The following is a 17,595-nucleotide window of genomic DNA, read 5'->3' as shown; positions in this document are numbered from 1 at the left end:
AGTTATCTCCCCTAGCGGTTAATTTATTGGCCCTTGTGACAAGAAAACCTTGTGGTTGTCGCATTTATGAACGCTCAAACAGATAAACACATAAGTCGCTTGCATTCACAGAATCATGTCGTTATAGTTCGCCCCGCTTTAACGGACGCGGGATGGAGCAGTTTGGTAGCTCGTCGGGCTCATAACCCGAAGGTCGTCGGTTCAAATCCGGCTCCCGCAACCAATTTTGGTTGCCAGTTAAAGCACATTCGGACGCGGGATGGAGCAGTTTGGTAGCTCGTCGGGCTCATAACCCGAAGGTCGTTGGTTCAAATCCAGCTCCCGCAACCAATTCTTACGTATACAGAATTAAAACAGATACGATTCTACGGACGCGGGATGGAGCAGTTTGGTAGCTCGTCGGGCTCATAACCCGAAGGTCGTTGGTTCAAATCCAGCTCCCGCAACCAATTTCACAAATACACCCCTACAACTCTCAGCAGCCAAGACAATATTCTCGTTATTGCTCAACCCTCTGCCGTGCTAACAACTCGTCACCCAGCGCTACTTGCGCAAAATGGTTCGATAATAAACAAAAAAGCCGCCTCGTAGGCAGCTTTCTCAATAAGTATTTATTTGGCAGACGGTTTACTAATGCAGTTACGCTGCAGCGATTTGGCGCTTTACTTTTAAAGGTTGAAGACGGTCATTCATCACTTTAATGCATTCAAATTGACGCAATGACTTACTGCCATTGAGTGAGAGTTCAGGTTCAAGCAACATGACTAACGATGCTTGGATATTTGACTCCACTACCATAACCTGTGCATCGACACCTTGGCAGCGAAGTTGAAACACTTTAGCTAACTCGCTATATACGCACATACTACTGACATCAAAAAACCATGATTTTGGCATTTGCGGTTTCATAAGAAAATGCGCAGCTGTGGCATTCAGGGCTAATTGCACCCGCGCAGCATCCGATAACGAGGCAATTTTTACGAGCTTTTCAATAAACTCAATATAGAATTTGGCATGCTCAACATTAAACTCTAACGCCGACATCGCATCGGGAATCAAAGTCTTTGCTTTATAAGGAGTTAAAAACTCCATCTCTGAGCCTAACGAAACGCTTAACACACCATACGTATCGTTATATCTCCATTGCCAATCCCTTTTTGGCATTAATAACATAACGCTTACCTATTAAATAAATACCCCTCGATAATAGATGATTAATTGCCCAATATCAAAAAAATTTTATAAATTATAACTGAAATAACAATACCTTAAGACAAAAAAGCGCGATCGTTTTTCGATCGCGCGATCTGCAAATTAGATCAAATACGGATCAATTGATCAGCGCACTCGATAGGCATCAACAATCTCTTTGATCAATTGCGGGCCCTGATAAATAAAGCCGGAATAAATCTGTACCATCTCTGCACCGGCATCAAGCTTGTCCAATGCATCTTCGGCGCTATTAATACCGCCAACACCGATAATAGGCAACTTGCCGCCTAAGGCGTCAGCCAGCTGTTTAATTACTTTAGTTGACAATGAATTCAATGGCTTACCACTTAAACCGCCAGCTTCATTTGAATTCATCAAGCCACTTACACCGTCTCGAGTTAACGTCGTGTTGGTGGCAATTGCGCCATCAAACTCATTACGGATTAATGAATCGGCAATCGACTGAACTTCTTCTTGACTCAGATCTGGCGCAATTTTTAACGCGATCGGCACATACTTACCATGCTGCTTGGCAAGATCTTTTTGTTTCGCTTTTAACGATCCCAATAGATCATCAAGCAGCTCACCATATTGCAAAGCACGCAGACCAGGCGTATTGGGAGACGAAATATTTACCGCAATATAAGCTGCATATTGGTAGACTTTGTCCATACAGATGAGGTAATCATCTTTACCCTGCTCAACCGGTGTGTCCTTGTTCTTGCCGATATTGACGCCGACCATCGCACCTGACTTGGCTGCTTTTAGGTTATCTACAAGCGCATCAACACCTTTGTTATTGAAACCCATACGGTTGATGATGGCTTTAGCAGGTTTAATGCGGAATAATCGCGGTTGGTCATTACCAGGTTGAGGACGTGGTGTAACAGTACCCACCTCAATGTGGCCAAAGCCCATCGCATGAAACGCATCAATACACTCGCCATCTTTGTCCATACCCGCCGCTAAACCAACAGGATTTGGAAAAGTGAGTCCCATAAATGTAACCGGTGCAGGATCAAACTTCTGGCCATAGAAGCAGTTCAGTGGCGAATTAGCGGTAGATTTCAAGCTATGTATTGCGAGGTTATGCGCTTTTTCAGGATCCATCTGAAACATCACCTTTTGCGCGATTTTGTAAAACATGCGTTCTCCTAGACCGAAAAAAGCCCCGGCTAATGCCAGGGCTAATAGTTATTATTAATTGTCTACTTTTGACCTTCACAATGAAGGATAAGTAAATTGAGCTCTCGCAGTGCGACAGAGAACTTCGCAAATTCGTGGCTTTGAGAAGTCTTAAAGTCTGCAAGCATGTGGAACCATCTCTCCAACAAGCCCTGGTTGGAGTCTATCCACTGCTCAATAATGGTTTCTGCATCACAGCTAGCTGTACATGTGCGTAAAACCACAGAGCTTAATGCACGTTGCTGCCAATCTAACTCTTCTCTAAATGCCGCTCTTGCCAATGCTTGCCAGTGATTCGCTACTGGTTGAGCACTAATCTGGTCAAGGAACCAATGTAGTTCTACACGTGCACCTAGTTTAAAGTAAGTTTCAGCAACTAATGCCACTGGCTTGTTTTCAAACTCAGCAATTTGAGAGATATCAAGTGCAGAGAAAAGTGTACTCATATTGACAACGTCAGTAGCAACACTTTCGGTCACGCCTTCTTTAGCAAGCGCGATAATCTCAGCCTGAATATCACCAACTTCATCAGCAACCATATACTGGTGAACGTTAGCGCGTAACTCTTCAAATACTGGGCTGTAGAAAGCCACCGTCTGCTCTATGCTTTGGTTACGATTGCGATGGCGTAGGAACCAACGACACGCTCGACGCATGTTACGACGTAACTGATGCAGCATTTCACCTTGTACAACAGCCGGCACGATACCGTTTAATGCCGTAATTGACTTAGTTAAATCAGCTAAACCAAATACTTCACGAGCCATAGTGTAACAGATTGCCGCTTCGGCAACTGAGGCACCTGTCTCATCTTGCATACGTTGTACAAAATTTAATCCCATATCGTTAACGAGTTCATTTGCCAACGATGTGGCAATAATTTCTGCGCGCAGTGGATGGGCAACCATACGTTCGCTGTACTGATCTTTAAGTTGCTGCGGGAAATAAGCAATAAGCAGCTGGCTCAAGAAAGTATCTTCGGTAATTTCTGGCGTCAGTAGTTGCTCTTTGAGCACCATTTTCGCATACGCAACCAGAACCGATAACTCTGGGCGTGTCAGTGCTTTGCCATTCGCTAAGCGCTCAGCTAGCTCATCTTCTGTAGGCAAGAACTCCAGCGCTCTATCAAGCTTATCTTCTTTTTCAAGATAATGAATGAAACGAATTTGTTCTTTAAGCTGCTCTGCACCGCGTACTTGAGTAACTGAAATTGTCCGCGTTTGGTCTTTACAATCTTGTAAGACAATACGGCTGACTTCTTCTGTCATATCAAGCAATAAACGGTTACGTTGCTTCATGGTTAGCTCACCATCGGCAACTAAAGCGTTCAGAAGAATCTTGATATTCACTTCGTTATCAGAGCAGTCAACACCGCCAACGTTATCAACAAAGTCAGTATTCATACGACCGCCATTAGCGGTGTATTCTATACGACCAAGCTGAGTGCAACCTAAGTTGCCGCCTTCACCGATGATTCGTGCTTGAACTTCATTACCGTTTACACGCAATGCATCGTTTGCACGGTCACCTACTTCAGCATGCGACTCAGACGCGGCTTTAACATAGGTACCAATACCCCCATTCCAAATCAAATCGACCTTCATTTTAAGCAGCTCTTTAAGCAACTCATTGGGCGTCATGGTTGATTTCTTAGTCTCAAGCATGGCTTTCATTTCTGGCGTCAAGCTAATTGACTTCGCCGAGCGAGAGAAAATGCCGCCACCTTTTGAAATGAGCGATTGGTCATAATCTTCCCAGCTTGAACGTGGCAGCTCAAACAAGCGCGCACGCTCTTTATAACTGCTTGCTGCATCTGGATTTGGGTCGATAAAGATATGTAGGTGGTTAAACGCTGTAACCAAACGGGTGTGTTCTGATAGCAGCATGCCGTTACCAAATACGTCACCAGCCATATCACCCACAGCTAGACAGGTAAAATCAGTGGTTTGGCAATCAATGCCAATTTCACGGAAGTGACGTTTAACCGACTCCCATGCACCACGTGCGGTGATCCCCATCTTCTTATGATCATAACCATTACTGCCACCTGATGCGAAAGCATCACCCAGCCAGAAGTTATATTCTTCAGAGATTTCGTTAGCGATGTCAGAGAATGTCGCTGTCCCCTTATCGGCAGCAACAACTAAGTATGGGTCATCTTCATCATGTCTAACAACGTTAACTGGTGGCACGACTTCGCCATCGATAATGTTGTCTGAAATATCTAACAAGCCGCGAATAAACAAACGGTAACATTGTTGACCTTCGGTAAAGAATGCTTCTCTGCCACCTTCAACAGGGAGTTGTTTACAAACGAAACCACCTTTGGCACCCACAGGTACAATCACGGTATTTTTTACTTGTTGCGCTTTCACTAGGCCAAGAACTTCGGTACGGAAGTCTTCTCGTCTGTCTGACCAACGTAAGCCGCCGCGAGCCACTTTACCGCCACGCAGGTGTACACCTTCTACACGTGGTGAGTAGACAAAGATTTCGAACTTAGGCAAAGGCTTAGGCATTTCAGGAATGTCATCTGGAGAAAACTTAAATGAAATATAAGCTTTCTCAGTACCTTGCTCATTGACCTGATAAAAGTTGGTTCTCAATGTGGCATTAATCAAATCTAAATAACGACGAATGATACGGTCGTCATCAAGACTTGATACATCATCTAGACGTAAATCAATTTGCTCAACAAACTTACTTAATGTCCGTGTTTTAAGTTTAGGGTTGAACTTACGAATAAACATCTTAACCAAGAGGTCCGCAATTTGCGGATAGCGGCTAAAGGTTTCTTCAATGTATGCTTGGCTGAAAGTCGCATCGATTTGGCGCATATACTTAGCGTAAGCACGCAAGATAGATACTTCTCGTCCAGTCAGGCCGGTAGCCAACACCAAACGGTTAAAACCATCATCTTCTAGCTTTTTGTTCCATACTTCTGCGAGTGCAGTTTGGAAACGATCTTGGCTATCGGCTAGATTTTCTGTAGCGCCGCCCTGCACTGTCATTAAGAAGTCTAAAATCCAGAATGTCGCACCATCATCCGTTTTCACTTCATAGGGACGTTCATTGATCACACGTAGACCAAAGTTCTCAAGCATAGGTAGCACATCAGAAAGATGAATAGGCTCATCTTTATGGAAGAGCTTTAAGCGTACTTTGTTGTCGTTTAATGCGGTCTCTTGCGGCTGATAAAACAACATGCCCAGCTTATGCGAATCATCAAGTGCTTCTAGTTGCTGTACATCTACTACTGCCGAACTAGGCAACACATCTTCTTTATAACTGCGTGGGAATGCTTTGATATAACGTTTAACTAAGCTGTTACCAGACTCTTCACCTTGGGCAGTAGTCAGTGCGTTGTTGAGCTTGTCTTCCCAAGACTTCGCGGCCTCAGTCAGGTTATTTTCGATTGCAGCCACATCGACATCCATATTGTTATTATCAACTTTCACTATGTAGTGGGTACGAGCCAAAGTCGATTCTGAGAAATAAGTGGTAAATTCCACTTCTTCTTCACTGTTAAAGTGCTGAGCTAAAATGCGTTGAGTATCTTCACGTAATTTAGTGTTATAGCGATCTTTCGAGACATAAACTAAGCAAGATAAGAAGCGACCAAAGTCATCTTTACGAACAAACAGCTTTAATTTGTCACGGTCTTGCATCTCTAACACGCCATGGGCCACTGATGCTAGCTCTTCAACATTGGCTTGGATCAGCTCATCGCGCGGCAGCGTCTCAAGAATATGCATCAATGCTTTGTAGTCGTGAGAGCGCGGTGTCAGACCTGAACGGTCAAGTACACGTTGTACTTTTTCAGCTAATAGCGGTATCTCGCGTGGACTGCGGTTATATAAATTAGATGCGTAAAGCCCTAAGAAGCGGTCTTCACCTATCACGTTGCCTTGCTTATCGAAGCGTTTAACACCGATATAGTCGACATAAGCCGGACGATGAACACGGCTCTTTTCACTGCTTTTAGTCAAAACCAGTAAGCTATTATCTAAGGCATCTTTACGAGCACTCTCTGATAAGCTTGATAGCATCAGCGACGCAGGCTTTGGCTTACCAGGAATATTCATTAGGCCTAAACCCGTTGATAGATCCGGTACTAGCTCTAAATCACCTTCAACTTTGTTCAAATCGTAGCGGCGGTAACCCAGCAAAGTAAAATGATGGTTGTTAAGATAGCTTAAGAAATTAACCGCTTCTTCAAGCTCTTGCTTTTCACCTGGATAAGGACGTTTGGCTAAATCGCTAACGGTCTCTCCCAGCTTCTCAGACATTTTTTGCCAGTCTTTAACCGATGCTTCAACATCGCCAAGGACTGATGCTAACTCTTTTTCCAGCTGCTTAATGTCAGCGTTGCTGCTTAGACGGTCAATCTCAATTAGAAATACCGCAACTTTCTCAGCTTTGCTGCTGTCGTCATTGTAAGCAACTTTAGAAATCATCCCTTTGGTACGGGTAATCGCCATTGGGGTGTGCAGCATCATATGCGCGGTAATACCCATGCGGTTTAATGCCATGCCGACTGAATCGACCAAGAAAGGCATATCTGGCTGCACAACCTCGATAATGGAATGCGACGATTTCCAGCCGTGCTTGGATTGAGCTGGATTGAACACGCGAATATGGCTACTACCTTTGGCCGTTTTATTGGTGGCATTCCAAAGGCTAAGCACTGCGCCATATAAATCACTATCATTACGCGCATACAGGTCGTCTTTTGACATATGTGCATACAGACAGGTGGCAAAGTGTTCTACTTGTTTGGCTTGTGTATTGGGAACTTTAGAGTGAATTAGGTTGACTACATTCTCAAGTAGTACTGAAGGCATTGCATCTTTCAAGGCCATGTTGCTGTTTCCTTAAGGGTCTATGGCAGCGTATTCTAGTTATATGGATGCTTGAGCATATGACGGGCCAGAAAATTGTGACCTAGGTCATAGCGCGAAGTTTATTACTAAATTTGCCATATTTCGAGAATTATTTTAGTGGTAGATCCTCATAAAAACCAGTTACAGCAACATTTTGCTGCGATAGATGCAAAAACAATCGACTATAGAGCGTAACTATGCAAAAAAAAGGAGAGCTAAGCTCTCCTTTTAATGACTAGGCGCGTGGTTTTCGCCAGAATACCGCCGCAATGGCTGGCAAAATAATTATTGCCCCTAACATATTCACTAAAAACATAAACGTGAGCAAAATTCCCATGTCCATTTGGAACTTAAGTGCAGAGAAGAACCAAGTACTGACACCAATAGCCAAAGTAAGGCCAGTGAATATCACCGCACTACCCCGTTCAACCAACGCCTGATAATAAGCATCTTGCACTGGTACGCCGTCTCTTAACTTCACCGCCATGGTCGACAGAATATAGATACCGTAATCCACCCCAATACCTACACCTAAGGCAATCACCGGCAGCGTACTGACCGCTAGACCGATATCAAGCTGGGTCATCAAGGCCTGAGCCAATGTAGAAACCACATACAAAGGAATAATCACTGCAACTGTTGCGCGCAATGAGCGGAAACTGAGTAAACACAGCACAAAGACCGCACCGTATACATAGAGCATCATGGGTAGCTGCGCTTCAGCAACCGCTTCATTAGTGGCAGCCATTACCCCAACAGGGCCTGAAGCTAAGCGGAATGTCAGTTGCTCATTATTCATCGTGGCGGCAAGGGTTTTAACTTTATCTACCACGACTTCAACAGTTTCAGCCTTATGATCTTGCAAAAACAGATACACAGGCATGACCGAGCAATCACTGTTAAGCAGCCCCGATGTCGTTGGAATACGCCCTACCGCCTGCACGAGACTCGCAGTCGTACGTGGCAAAACCTGCCACTTAGGATTACCCTCGTTAAAACCAGCATTAACCCTTTTCGCTACAGACGCTAAACTCGCGGTTGATTCAACACCCGGTGTATTGGCAACTTGCCACTCAAACTCATCTATCTGCATTAACTGATCATGATAGGTACACGCTTCAGGTTTAGCTTCAACAATGACAGTCATGACATCGGTAGTGATAGAGAAATGATCAGTGATGAAAAACGTATCTTGGTTGTAGCGCGAATCAAAATGCAGCGCTGGCGCGCCGCCCTGCAGATCGCCAATTTTCATTTTATTGGCTTCATACAGCCCAACCCCATAAAGTACCGCCGTGACGCTTAAGACAACCGCCGCATATTTGGGTGTGGCAAAACAGGAAAGTTTGCGCCAAATATCATTGCCATCAGCCTTTTTAACCGCTTTAACGCTTGGCGATAACTTACAGTATGAGATCAGTAACGGTAACAGGATCAAATTAGTCAAAATAATCACTGCCACACCTAATGAGGCAGAGATAGCCAGCTCACGAATAATACCAATATCGATAGCCAACAAAGTCATAAAGCCCACGGTATCAGACAGTAAAGCAATACCGCCTGGCACTAATAAGCTTCTAAAGGATGAAGCTGCAGCGGCCTTGGTGGTCTCACCTTCACCCACACGTCGACGCACAGCATTGATCATCTGCACACTGTGGCTGACACCGATGGCGAACACTAAAAACGGGATAAGAATCGACATGGGGTCTAACCCAAAGCCAACAACCGTCAGCAAACCTAGCTGCCAAATTACTGCGACTAAACTACAAGCTAGCGGCAGCAGGGTAAGCAAAATAGATTTAGAAAACAGATACACCATTACCGCAGTGACTAAAATGGCGATTAAGAAAAACAGCACCACCCCTTTGGCACCTTCTGCGACATCGCCCGCCATTTTAGCAAAGCCGATAATGTGCACTTTGATATGCTCATTTTCAAATTCACCACGCAGCTGTTCTTCCAACTGGGCAGCAAACGCTAAAGTATCAAGCGGCTCGCCCGTTTGTGGGTCGAAATCCATCAACTGTGCACTGACCATCGCCGCAGAATAATCCTCAGCAATCAGACGCCCCACAATACCCGCTTTTTCAATATTTCCGCGTACTATGGCAAGGCCTGCATCGGTAGTTGAAAAATCGGCTGGGATAACCGGCCCACCGGCGAAACCATCTTCGACTACCTCAGTAAAACGCGTTGAAGGTGAATACAAAGACTTTACTTGGGCTCTATCCACACCTGGGATAAAAAACAGTTGGTCATGGACCTTTTTTAGCGAATCGAAAAAGTTAGCATTAAAAATATCGCCGCTAGTGTCTTCTACCGCCACCATAATGCTATTTGCACCACCAAATTGTTTTTGGTGTTTCAAATAGGTCTTCATGTATTCGTGGTTCAGGGGAATATTTTTGACAAATGCCGCATCCATTTTCAGGTTGCTGGCTTGCAATGCTAAAAATACTGTCACTAACAAGAAAGAGAAAATGACAACTAGCCTTTGCCTAAAAAGGAATGCCTCTAATCCATTTACAATTTTATCTAACATCTTAAGGCCCTATTATTCTTGTTCTAATTTAACGAACCCTTTGGTTCCAGCAATCCAGAGTTGACCTTGAGGGTCGGTCATTATACTGACCAAATTTTCTCCTTGTCTTTGTGCTACCAGCTTAGCTTCGCCATCGCTTTTAACATCAAGGATCACCCCTGCGTTACCAACCAAACGAACGGTAGAATCATTCAGCACTATGCCGCCGTTAATGGTCGACTGCGTTGGTAAACTGATTTCTTGCCATTGACCCGTTCCTGTATTGGAATAAAAAAGGTGGCCTCTGAGCCCCATCACGTACACACCGGTTTCGGTCACTACGCTATTAAACAGTGAGCCTTCATAAAGAAAATCTTGCTTTTGCCAGGTAAAACCTAGGTCATCTGAGGTGGCCACAAGCCCTAACTCGCCAACCATTAGTAATGCGCCACTATTAAGACGAACAATACGATTAAAGTGCGGCAGCAAGGTACTACGCTCACTTAAATAGAGTGCTTCATCCTCAGCTTTGAGTTCTTCAAGATAGGCAACGTCTTCTTCAAATAAAAGTTCGTGATGAAATTCGCTTTGCCATGTTTTACCGCCGTCCTGAGTGCGATAAAACAAGCCATATGCACCAACAGCAACACCGGATTTCTCGTCAAACATTAAAATATCAAGCAATGGCTTCTCAATTTCAGGAGAGCTCATCTGCACTTGCCAAGACTGACCTGCATCTTGGGTATAAAGAATAGTCGCGTCGTGACCAACGGCCCAGCCCTGATCTGCATTAACCAAAAAAGCGTTAGTTAGCAGAGCTACCGTTGGCGAACTCACCTGCTGCCATTGACCGTTAAATTTAAATAGGTGACCACGTTCACCTACAGCGATAGCTGTATTGCTAAAAGTCGCAATATCAAGCACAAGAGATTGGTCGGCTAGTGGTTGCAAAGCGATCTCATTTGCCGACTGCGCATAGGCGCTGATAAACAATGAAAGGGAGATAAAACTGACTACAACAAACCGAAGCATGCTAAACAACATACAAACTTCCTTAGATAAATGAGGGGCGCAACGCGCCCCTACTTTATTGTCGATTAACGTATACCTGCACGCCTTAGTGCTGCTGGAGTGAAGTTAGCTTCACTTAGCTTAGCGTCGAAATCATACATACGTCCTTCGTTATCTAAGCCCATAGCGATATAACGACGCGACTGTAAATCATGGAATACTTCTAAGGTACTCCAATGAGTTGGCACTTCGTAATAGTTAATCGCATGTGCTACCGCTACGCGATATAGCTCGTCACGGTTATCATACATATCCGCTAATGACACCTGCCACGAATCTTCGTCAATATAGAAAGTACGTGTCTTATAAATATGACGCATGCCCTCTTTCAACTGAGCTTTAACCACCCAAACACGGTGCTTTTCCCAGCGAACATGTTCAGGGTTAATGTGGCCTGCCTTGATAATCTGATCATATTTCAAATTGTCAGAATGCAGTTTGTAGTCATTGTAAGGAATATAGATCTCTTTTTTACCCAATAACTCCCAGTTGTAACGTACTGGTGAGCCGTTGAACATATCGAAATCATCGGTAGTACGCAGACCATCAGAGACTGTACCTGGCGTATCGAAAGCCACATTAGGGGCTTTACGAACGCGGCGTTGTCCAGTGTTATAGGTCCAAGCCTGGCGTGGTAGCGCCTCTTGGTCCATCGTTTCTTTCACTAACAAAGCCGTACCCGCTAAACGTGCAGGCTGAGTCACTACCTGCTTAAAGTAAAATAGCGTATTGGTTGAGCTTAATTTATCTAAAGTAATTTCTGGTCGAGAATATTCAAAGCGAATCTCTTCTGCTGTTTCAACCAAGGTATAGCCACCGCCGGCTGTTGGTGCAGCTTGGCTACGCGCAGTTTTGATATCAACACCGCGGAAACGTAATACGTGATTCCAAATAGCTTCTAAACCGTTCTGTGGGATTGGGAAAGGCACACCAATTGACGCACCTGAAATACCGTTACCATCTGCAACTAGCTCAGCGCGAGTCGCGTTGGCCTTGGTCGCTTCATAAACAAACTCAGGCACTGAAGCAGTACGGCGAGTTTGATATACATTCATTTTGAATGTATCTGGATACAGTTCAAACAGCTTACGCTGGCCATCAGTGAGATGGTCTTTATATTGATCTTTATTGGCATTGGTAATGGTAAATTCAATTTTGTCACCGGCAAAAGGATCTGGATGATGCATGCCTTTTTCATAGCCAGCAGGGGCAGAAGTGATGCCACCATCCCACGCTGGAATACTGCCATCTTCGTTCCCAGCCTTCTCGCCACCAAGTGGTGTTAATTCAGCACCCAGTTTAGCGGCTTCCGCTTCGGAGATTTTTGCATAGCTCGCTGGTGCACATAATGCTACCGCCACAGCTGCCGACAATATCGCAAGTTTGTTCATTATTATTGTCCTTGTGATTAAATTGAATACTTGATGTTGAAAGAGACATAGTCGCGATCTGACATCTGGTTAGTGGTACCTACTCCACCGAAGAACGAGTTATAGGAAATATCCGCTCCCCAACGGCTACGGTAGTCAAAGTTAACGCCAACCGACACAGCCTTTTTACCTTCAGTAAACAAGAACATTGGATCTGGCGTAATACCGTCAACATCATGTGAGAAAATCACTCGTGGCGACATGTTCACACCGGCGAACAAGTTGTTGTAATCTGCTTTAGCCACTAAACGGTAACCCCAAGCGAAATCTGTTGGGAATGGGTTAGTCTCTGGTCCATTATGTAATGCTTCAATAATACCAGGCATATCTGGGTTGCCGCCTGAGCGCGCAGTTCCAGGTCCATTTAAGCGCAGTTCATCAAAACCTGGCATATCGTGGATCCAAACCCCGCCGACTTCGGCAAGCATTGTTAGGTTACTGGTACCTAGCACCGGACCAAATAAGTGGGTAAATGTCATCTGTGCTTGAGTAGTATCACGTAGGATATAACCCTGAGCACGCTCGCCAGGACCTACATCGCTAACATAGCTGGTGTATTGCGATACACCATCAAGATCAGGACGTAAGCCAGCATTAGCTAGCTGCTGTGGCATCGCGGCAAATAATAGCTCAACATCATCGATTTGCAGCGGTTCATCTTGACGATGCGCAATTTCACCGGCAACCGACGTGTCACCCACTAAGGTGTTAAAGCTAAAGCCATAAAGTTTGATATCTTCTGGGTATTCAATTTGCGCTTTAGAGAACGTCTCAAGGGCGAGCATATCTTCACGCGTCACCGAGTTACCACTCGCAGCAATACCGGCAAGTGTGGCAATATCAGCTTGAATAGCATCGGCTTCAAAGTTGGCGGTAGTACCACTGATAAGTGGGCGACGGCTATGATAATTCATGTAGTACAAACCAAACTCAGTCTCACCTAACTGCGGAGCATAATAACCAAGCTTGATACCATACTGGCCAGAGTCACTGGCACTTTTCTGATCGTCAACCAAGGTGACTTTGGTTGGGTAGGCCAGCGCTAAACTACCCAATGTCGCGGCATCATAGTTACCTGAGGCAATCATCGCCGCCAAGGTATTATATTCAGCTTGCAAGAAATCGAGGTTAATATCTGGGTTAGCGTTAAAACCTAACTGAGCATTTTGCGAGTAACCGCCATAACCGGCAAAATCATTAGTTGAGAAATATGAACCAGGTGTTGGTACCCAAACTGGTTCCCAGTCGTACTGATAAAAACCTTCAACTGATAACGAGTCGGTAATGCCAAATGAAGCCCACACCATACCTTGTGGTCTAAAGGCTTCTTTGAGTTCCGCACCTGGCGCATTCAAAATATTCAAATCAACAGGGTTAATCACCCCAATACCATGGGCGATTAACGTACTTTCCCCCCAAGAAACCACTTGATTACCAACACGAACGGTCAGTGGGTTAGCACCATCATTAAAATCGAAATCAGCATAAACGAACGCATCTAACAGGCGAATATCTTTACATTGTACTTTTGATGCTTGGTCATCTGCACAGGGGTCATATTCTTGGCCAGTGATAGGGTCACTAAAGCCATAATCGCCATCATTGGCTTTTTGGTCATAAAAATACATACCACGGGCGAATAAGCCAAAGTTCTTATATTGCAAAGAAAGCTCATGCAAGCCCTTAAATACCATAGAGGTAACGTCACCTTGAGAGTAAAGCAGGTTACTCAAATCACCGTTACTTGAATATGAACCTGGCTGAGCCCAAATCTCAGACGAGGTATATTTGGTGTTATTAAATGCAGAGTAGTTAGACCAATCAAAACGTGGGTGATTCACTTTACCAATGTGATCGTTCCAGTTTCGCTCTTCAACACGCCAGCTAGCACCAGCACTGAAGGTCGAATCGAATGTCCCTTCTACTTCTCCCCAATTAAAGGATACTGCTTGCGCGGTAGTAGCACTTCCCATGCTTAGCGCTGCAACGATCCCCAAAGCAAGTGTCGACTTGTTAAAGCCGGTTTTCACGTTTTTCATTATTGCTATTCTCCGTAACCTGCTGGATTCTTGTTATAGGAATGATAACCAACAACTTGTTAGCGTTCAGATAACACCATTGTTACAGCATTTACATCGATGGAGCAAGACGAAAAATTAGAAAAATTACTCAAAAAATTGGTTACTTAAGTCAAAATTTAGACAGGAATTAAAACGGGTGATTTAAATTTGCAGAACGTAATATAAGAATAAACAAGGAAAAAGGGTTAAAATTATTTATAAACAATAAGTTAAAGTGCAGACAGTTGTTGAACGGCAGTTCAAAAATATAATCAGTCGTTTGAAGTATATACTCTAAACTAGAGTTTATTGAGTGATTGAAATTCTCCTTGTTTGTTAAGAATTAATCGAAATTGGCCTTGTAATCCGTTTGCGGTGAGAAATTTTCGGAAGTAACGGGCATGGATCCACAAAGTCTTACCACTATGTTGATCACGCACCTCAATTTTGTCTACATACCCCTGATAATATTGTAAAAAGTCTTTATAGCTAATACGAACACTAAAATAAAATTCCATCATTTTTCGCTGTAACTTTTAAGTAAACCTTGCACATTAGGTTAAATCAATGTTGTAGAGGAGGCGCACTCATCGCCTCCTCTATTTTAGCCTTAGGCTAACGCTTTAGATACTTTTTCAAACAGATCTTTTGATAGATTATCCAATGCTAGTAGTTCTTTGAGTGCCGACTTTATCAACTCTTGACGCTGATTGTCGTATTTCTTGAATTGAATCATAGGTGTAATAATACGAGCAGCAACCTGAGGGTTCAACGTATTGAGCTTTTTAAGGGCCCCAAGCAAGAATTGATAACCACTGCCATCTGCGGCATGAAACTCGAAAGTATTCGCAGCAGCAAACGCACCAATTAATGAACGCACTCGGTTAGGATTTGAATAACTAAAAGCAGGATCTTGGGTAAGCGCTTCTATCGCAGCCACTCTTCCTGCAGCCGGACACGTCGCTTGCAATACCAGCCACTTATCCATCACAAGCGGTGTATCTTGCCATTGATTGTAAAATTCAGCCAACAAACGCTGTCTTACCGCATTATCTTCACCATTAATGGCCTGCAAAGCCCCCAGACTGTCAGTCATGTTAGTCGCACTTTCAAATTGACTAACGGCGTAATGCTGATACTCATCTGACACACGTTGCAATAATAATAAACAGGCATTTTTTAACGCCCGTGAAGCAGGCTCGTTATATTTGAGCATTTCACGGTAAACCGTCGCAAGCTCATCTTCACAACGCGTGGCTATCTCTTCAACCACAAAGCTTCTAGCCTTTTGCAGCAAGTTAAGCTCCACTTGGTCGACTTGCTCAATTAGTGTTGATGCATTGGGTAGCGTTAAAATTTCGGCCAGTAATGCTCTATCTAATTCTGGATTTAATAACAATCCCTTAAAAGCATCGCTGACTTCGCTCGGTAAGCTCATCGCTTGGTGCTGCGACAACGCTGCCACATTGTGCCAGGTCGCGTCACTAAACAAGGCAACTGACGCCTCCCATTTGGCGACCTCGCTTGATGCATAGCGGATAAGATGAATAAGCTGATCATTACTATAGTTAAACTGCAATTTAACTGGCGCTGAGAAATTTTGTAATAATGACGGTACAACGCCAGCGCCAACACCCTCAAATTCGAATGTTTGTGATGCTTCAGTCAAATTAAGCACCTGATTAATAACGCTACTTCCCTCTTTATCAATAAGTTCTACATCAAAAGGAATGTGCAGTGGTAATTTAGCTGCCTCACCCGCCATCGCTGGGGTATGTTGAGTCACGGTTAGCGCATATTTGTTGTTGGCTTCATCATAAGATTCCGTTACGTCAACAATCGGCGTACCGGCTTGGCTATACCACAATCTAAACTGCGTTAAATCAATACCTGATGCATCTTCCATTGCCGCCACAAAATCATCACAGGTGACCGCTTGGCCATCATGACGCTCAAAGTACAACGCCATGCCTTGCTGGAATGCTTGTTCGCCTAGCAAGGTGTGCATCATACGAATCACTTCCGCGCCTTTGTTATACACAGTTACCGTATAGAAGTTATTCATTTCAATAACAGACTCAGGACGAATAGGGTGAGACATTGGTCCTGAATCTTCTGCAAACTGCTGATTTTTTATGACTTTGATCGCTTGAATCCGGTTCACCGCTCGTGAACCTAAGTCTGAGCTGAACTCTTGATCGCGAAAGACAGTCAATCCCTCTTTCAAGCTCAACTGAAACCAATCTCGGCAAGTCACGCGGTTACCCGTCCAGTTATGGAAATACTCGTGGCCGACAACAGATTCAATACCATGGTAGTCATCATCAGTTGCTGACTCGGTATCTGCTAACACATACTTAGTATTGAAAACATTCAAGCCTTTGTTTTCCATCGCCCCCATATTGAAAAAGTCGACAGCAACAATCATATAAATGTCTAAGTCATATTCAAGATTAAACCGCTCTTCATCCCACTGCATGGCTTTTTGCAGCGATACCATTGCATGTTTAGCTTTATGGAGGTTACCGATATCGACAAACACTTGCAGCAAAACTTCGCGGCCACTTTGGGTTACAAACTTATCTTCCAATAAGTCAAAGTTACCTGCCACTAGAGCAAACAAATACGCAGGCTTAGGGAATGGGTCTTGCCAGCTAACAAAATGACGGCCATCAGCCAGATCACCACTGTTAACTTTGTTGCCGTTACTTAGCAGATACGGGAATTGCGCTTTGTCAGCTTCAACGCGTACATCGTAGGTCGCAAGCACATCGGGTCTATCAAGGAAGTAGGTAATACGGCGAAAGCCTTCAGCTTCACACTGAGTGCAATACGCACCATCCGACATATACAGGCCTTCTAATGCCGAATTAGCTTCAGGATCAAGCGCAGTCACAATCTCTAAACTGAATTCGTTTTTATCAGCAGCAATAACCAGCTGTTCATTATCAAAGTGATATTGGGCTTGGTCACCATCTATTTTTAATGACACTATCGTCATGTTATCGCCATCAAGGACCAATGACTTTTTAACGTCATCAATACGCTTCACTTGGCTTACAGCTGTAACCTGGGTTGCAGGGCCTTTAAGGTCAAAATTGAGATCGATATGATTAATCGTGTAGCTAGGCGCTTGATAATCCTTGAGGTGTTTAGCTTGCATTTGAGACATTTTCTTCCCTCTGTTTACGCGTTCGAATTCTTATATAAAAAAACGCGCCTAATGCGCG

General features: G+C 44.1%; 9 protein-coding genes and 3 tRNA genes. 3 read left to right on the top strand and 9 right to left on the bottom strand.

Annotated elements, in window-relative coordinates; all coding sequences use genetic code 11:
• Window positions 1-146 precede the first annotated feature (146 nt).
• The 3 genes from FLM48_RS09920 to FLM48_RS09910 all read left to right on the top strand — a co-directional run bounded on the left by FLM48_RS09920 (window position 147) and on the right by FLM48_RS09910 (window position 449).
• Window positions 147-223 (top strand) — tRNA-Met (locus tag FLM48_RS09920).
• 30 nt (window positions 224-253) lie between these two features.
• Window positions 254-330 (top strand) — tRNA-Met (locus tag FLM48_RS09915).
• Window positions 331-372: 42 nt separating this feature from the next.
• Window positions 373-449, top strand: a tRNA-Met gene (locus FLM48_RS09910).
• A gap of 190 nt (window positions 450-639) precedes the next feature.
• Here the strand turns inward: FLM48_RS09910 and FLM48_RS09905 are convergent.
• From FLM48_RS09905 to pepN, 9 genes are all read right to left on the bottom strand, one after another.
• Window positions 640-1,173 (bottom strand): cell division protein ZapC, encoded by a 534-nt coding sequence (locus tag FLM48_RS09905; RefSeq protein WP_179024522.1) that lies wholly within the window; start codon window positions 1,171-1,173, stop codon window positions 640-642.
• Between the two features lie 165 nt (window positions 1,174-1,338).
• Complete coding sequence (gene pyrD / locus FLM48_RS09900; protein WP_179024521.1) at window positions 1,339-2,358, bottom strand: quinone-dependent dihydroorotate dehydrogenase; 1,020 nt, start codon at window positions 2,356-2,358, stop codon at window positions 1,339-1,341.
• Window positions 2,359-2,420: 62 nt separating this feature from the next.
• Window positions 2,421-7,259, bottom strand: a complete 4,839-nt coding sequence (locus FLM48_RS09895; RefSeq protein ID WP_179024520.1) for an NAD-glutamate dehydrogenase — start codon at window positions 7,257-7,259, stop codon at window positions 2,421-2,423.
• 256 nt (window positions 7,260-7,515) lie between these two features.
• A complete protein-coding gene (locus tag FLM48_RS09890; protein ID WP_028773992.1) occupies window positions 7,516-9,825 on the bottom strand; it encodes an RND family transporter in 2,310 nt (769 codons plus the stop codon).
• Window positions 9,826-9,837: 12 nt separating this feature from the next.
• Window positions 9,838-10,848: a YCF48-related protein gene (locus tag FLM48_RS09885; protein WP_179024519.1), complete on the bottom strand. Its 1,011-nt coding sequence runs from the start codon at window positions 10,846-10,848 to the stop codon at window positions 9,838-9,840.
• Window positions 10,849-10,901: 53 nt separating this feature from the next.
• A complete protein-coding gene (locus FLM48_RS09880; protein WP_179024518.1) occupies window positions 10,902-12,266 on the bottom strand; it encodes a DUF1329 domain-containing protein in 1,365 nt (454 codons plus the stop codon).
• Window positions 12,267-12,283: 17 nt separating this feature from the next.
• Window positions 12,284-14,344: a DUF1302 domain-containing protein gene (locus tag FLM48_RS09875; RefSeq protein WP_028773995.1), complete on the bottom strand. Its 2,061-nt coding sequence runs from the start codon at window positions 14,342-14,344 to the stop codon at window positions 12,284-12,286.
• A 320-nt stretch (window positions 14,345-14,664) separates the two neighbouring features.
• Complete coding sequence (locus FLM48_RS09870) at window positions 14,665-14,883, bottom strand: DUF2835 family protein (RefSeq protein ID WP_028773996.1); 219 nt, start codon at window positions 14,881-14,883, stop codon at window positions 14,665-14,667.
• Between the two features lie 92 nt (window positions 14,884-14,975).
• Window positions 14,976-17,537 carry an aminopeptidase N gene (pepN, locus tag FLM48_RS09865; protein WP_179024517.1) on the bottom strand — a complete coding sequence of 854 codons (2,562 nt, stop codon included), beginning with the start codon at window positions 17,535-17,537 and terminating at the stop codon, window positions 14,976-14,978.
• Window positions 17,538-17,595: the final 58 nt, after the last annotated feature.

Origin of the sequence: Shewanella sp. Scap07 (assembly GCF_013394145.1) — a bacterium.
Lineage (GTDB): Bacteria > Pseudomonadota > Gammaproteobacteria > Enterobacterales > Shewanellaceae > Shewanella > Shewanella waksmanii.
This window is presented reverse-complemented; position numbering and strand designations above follow the sequence as displayed.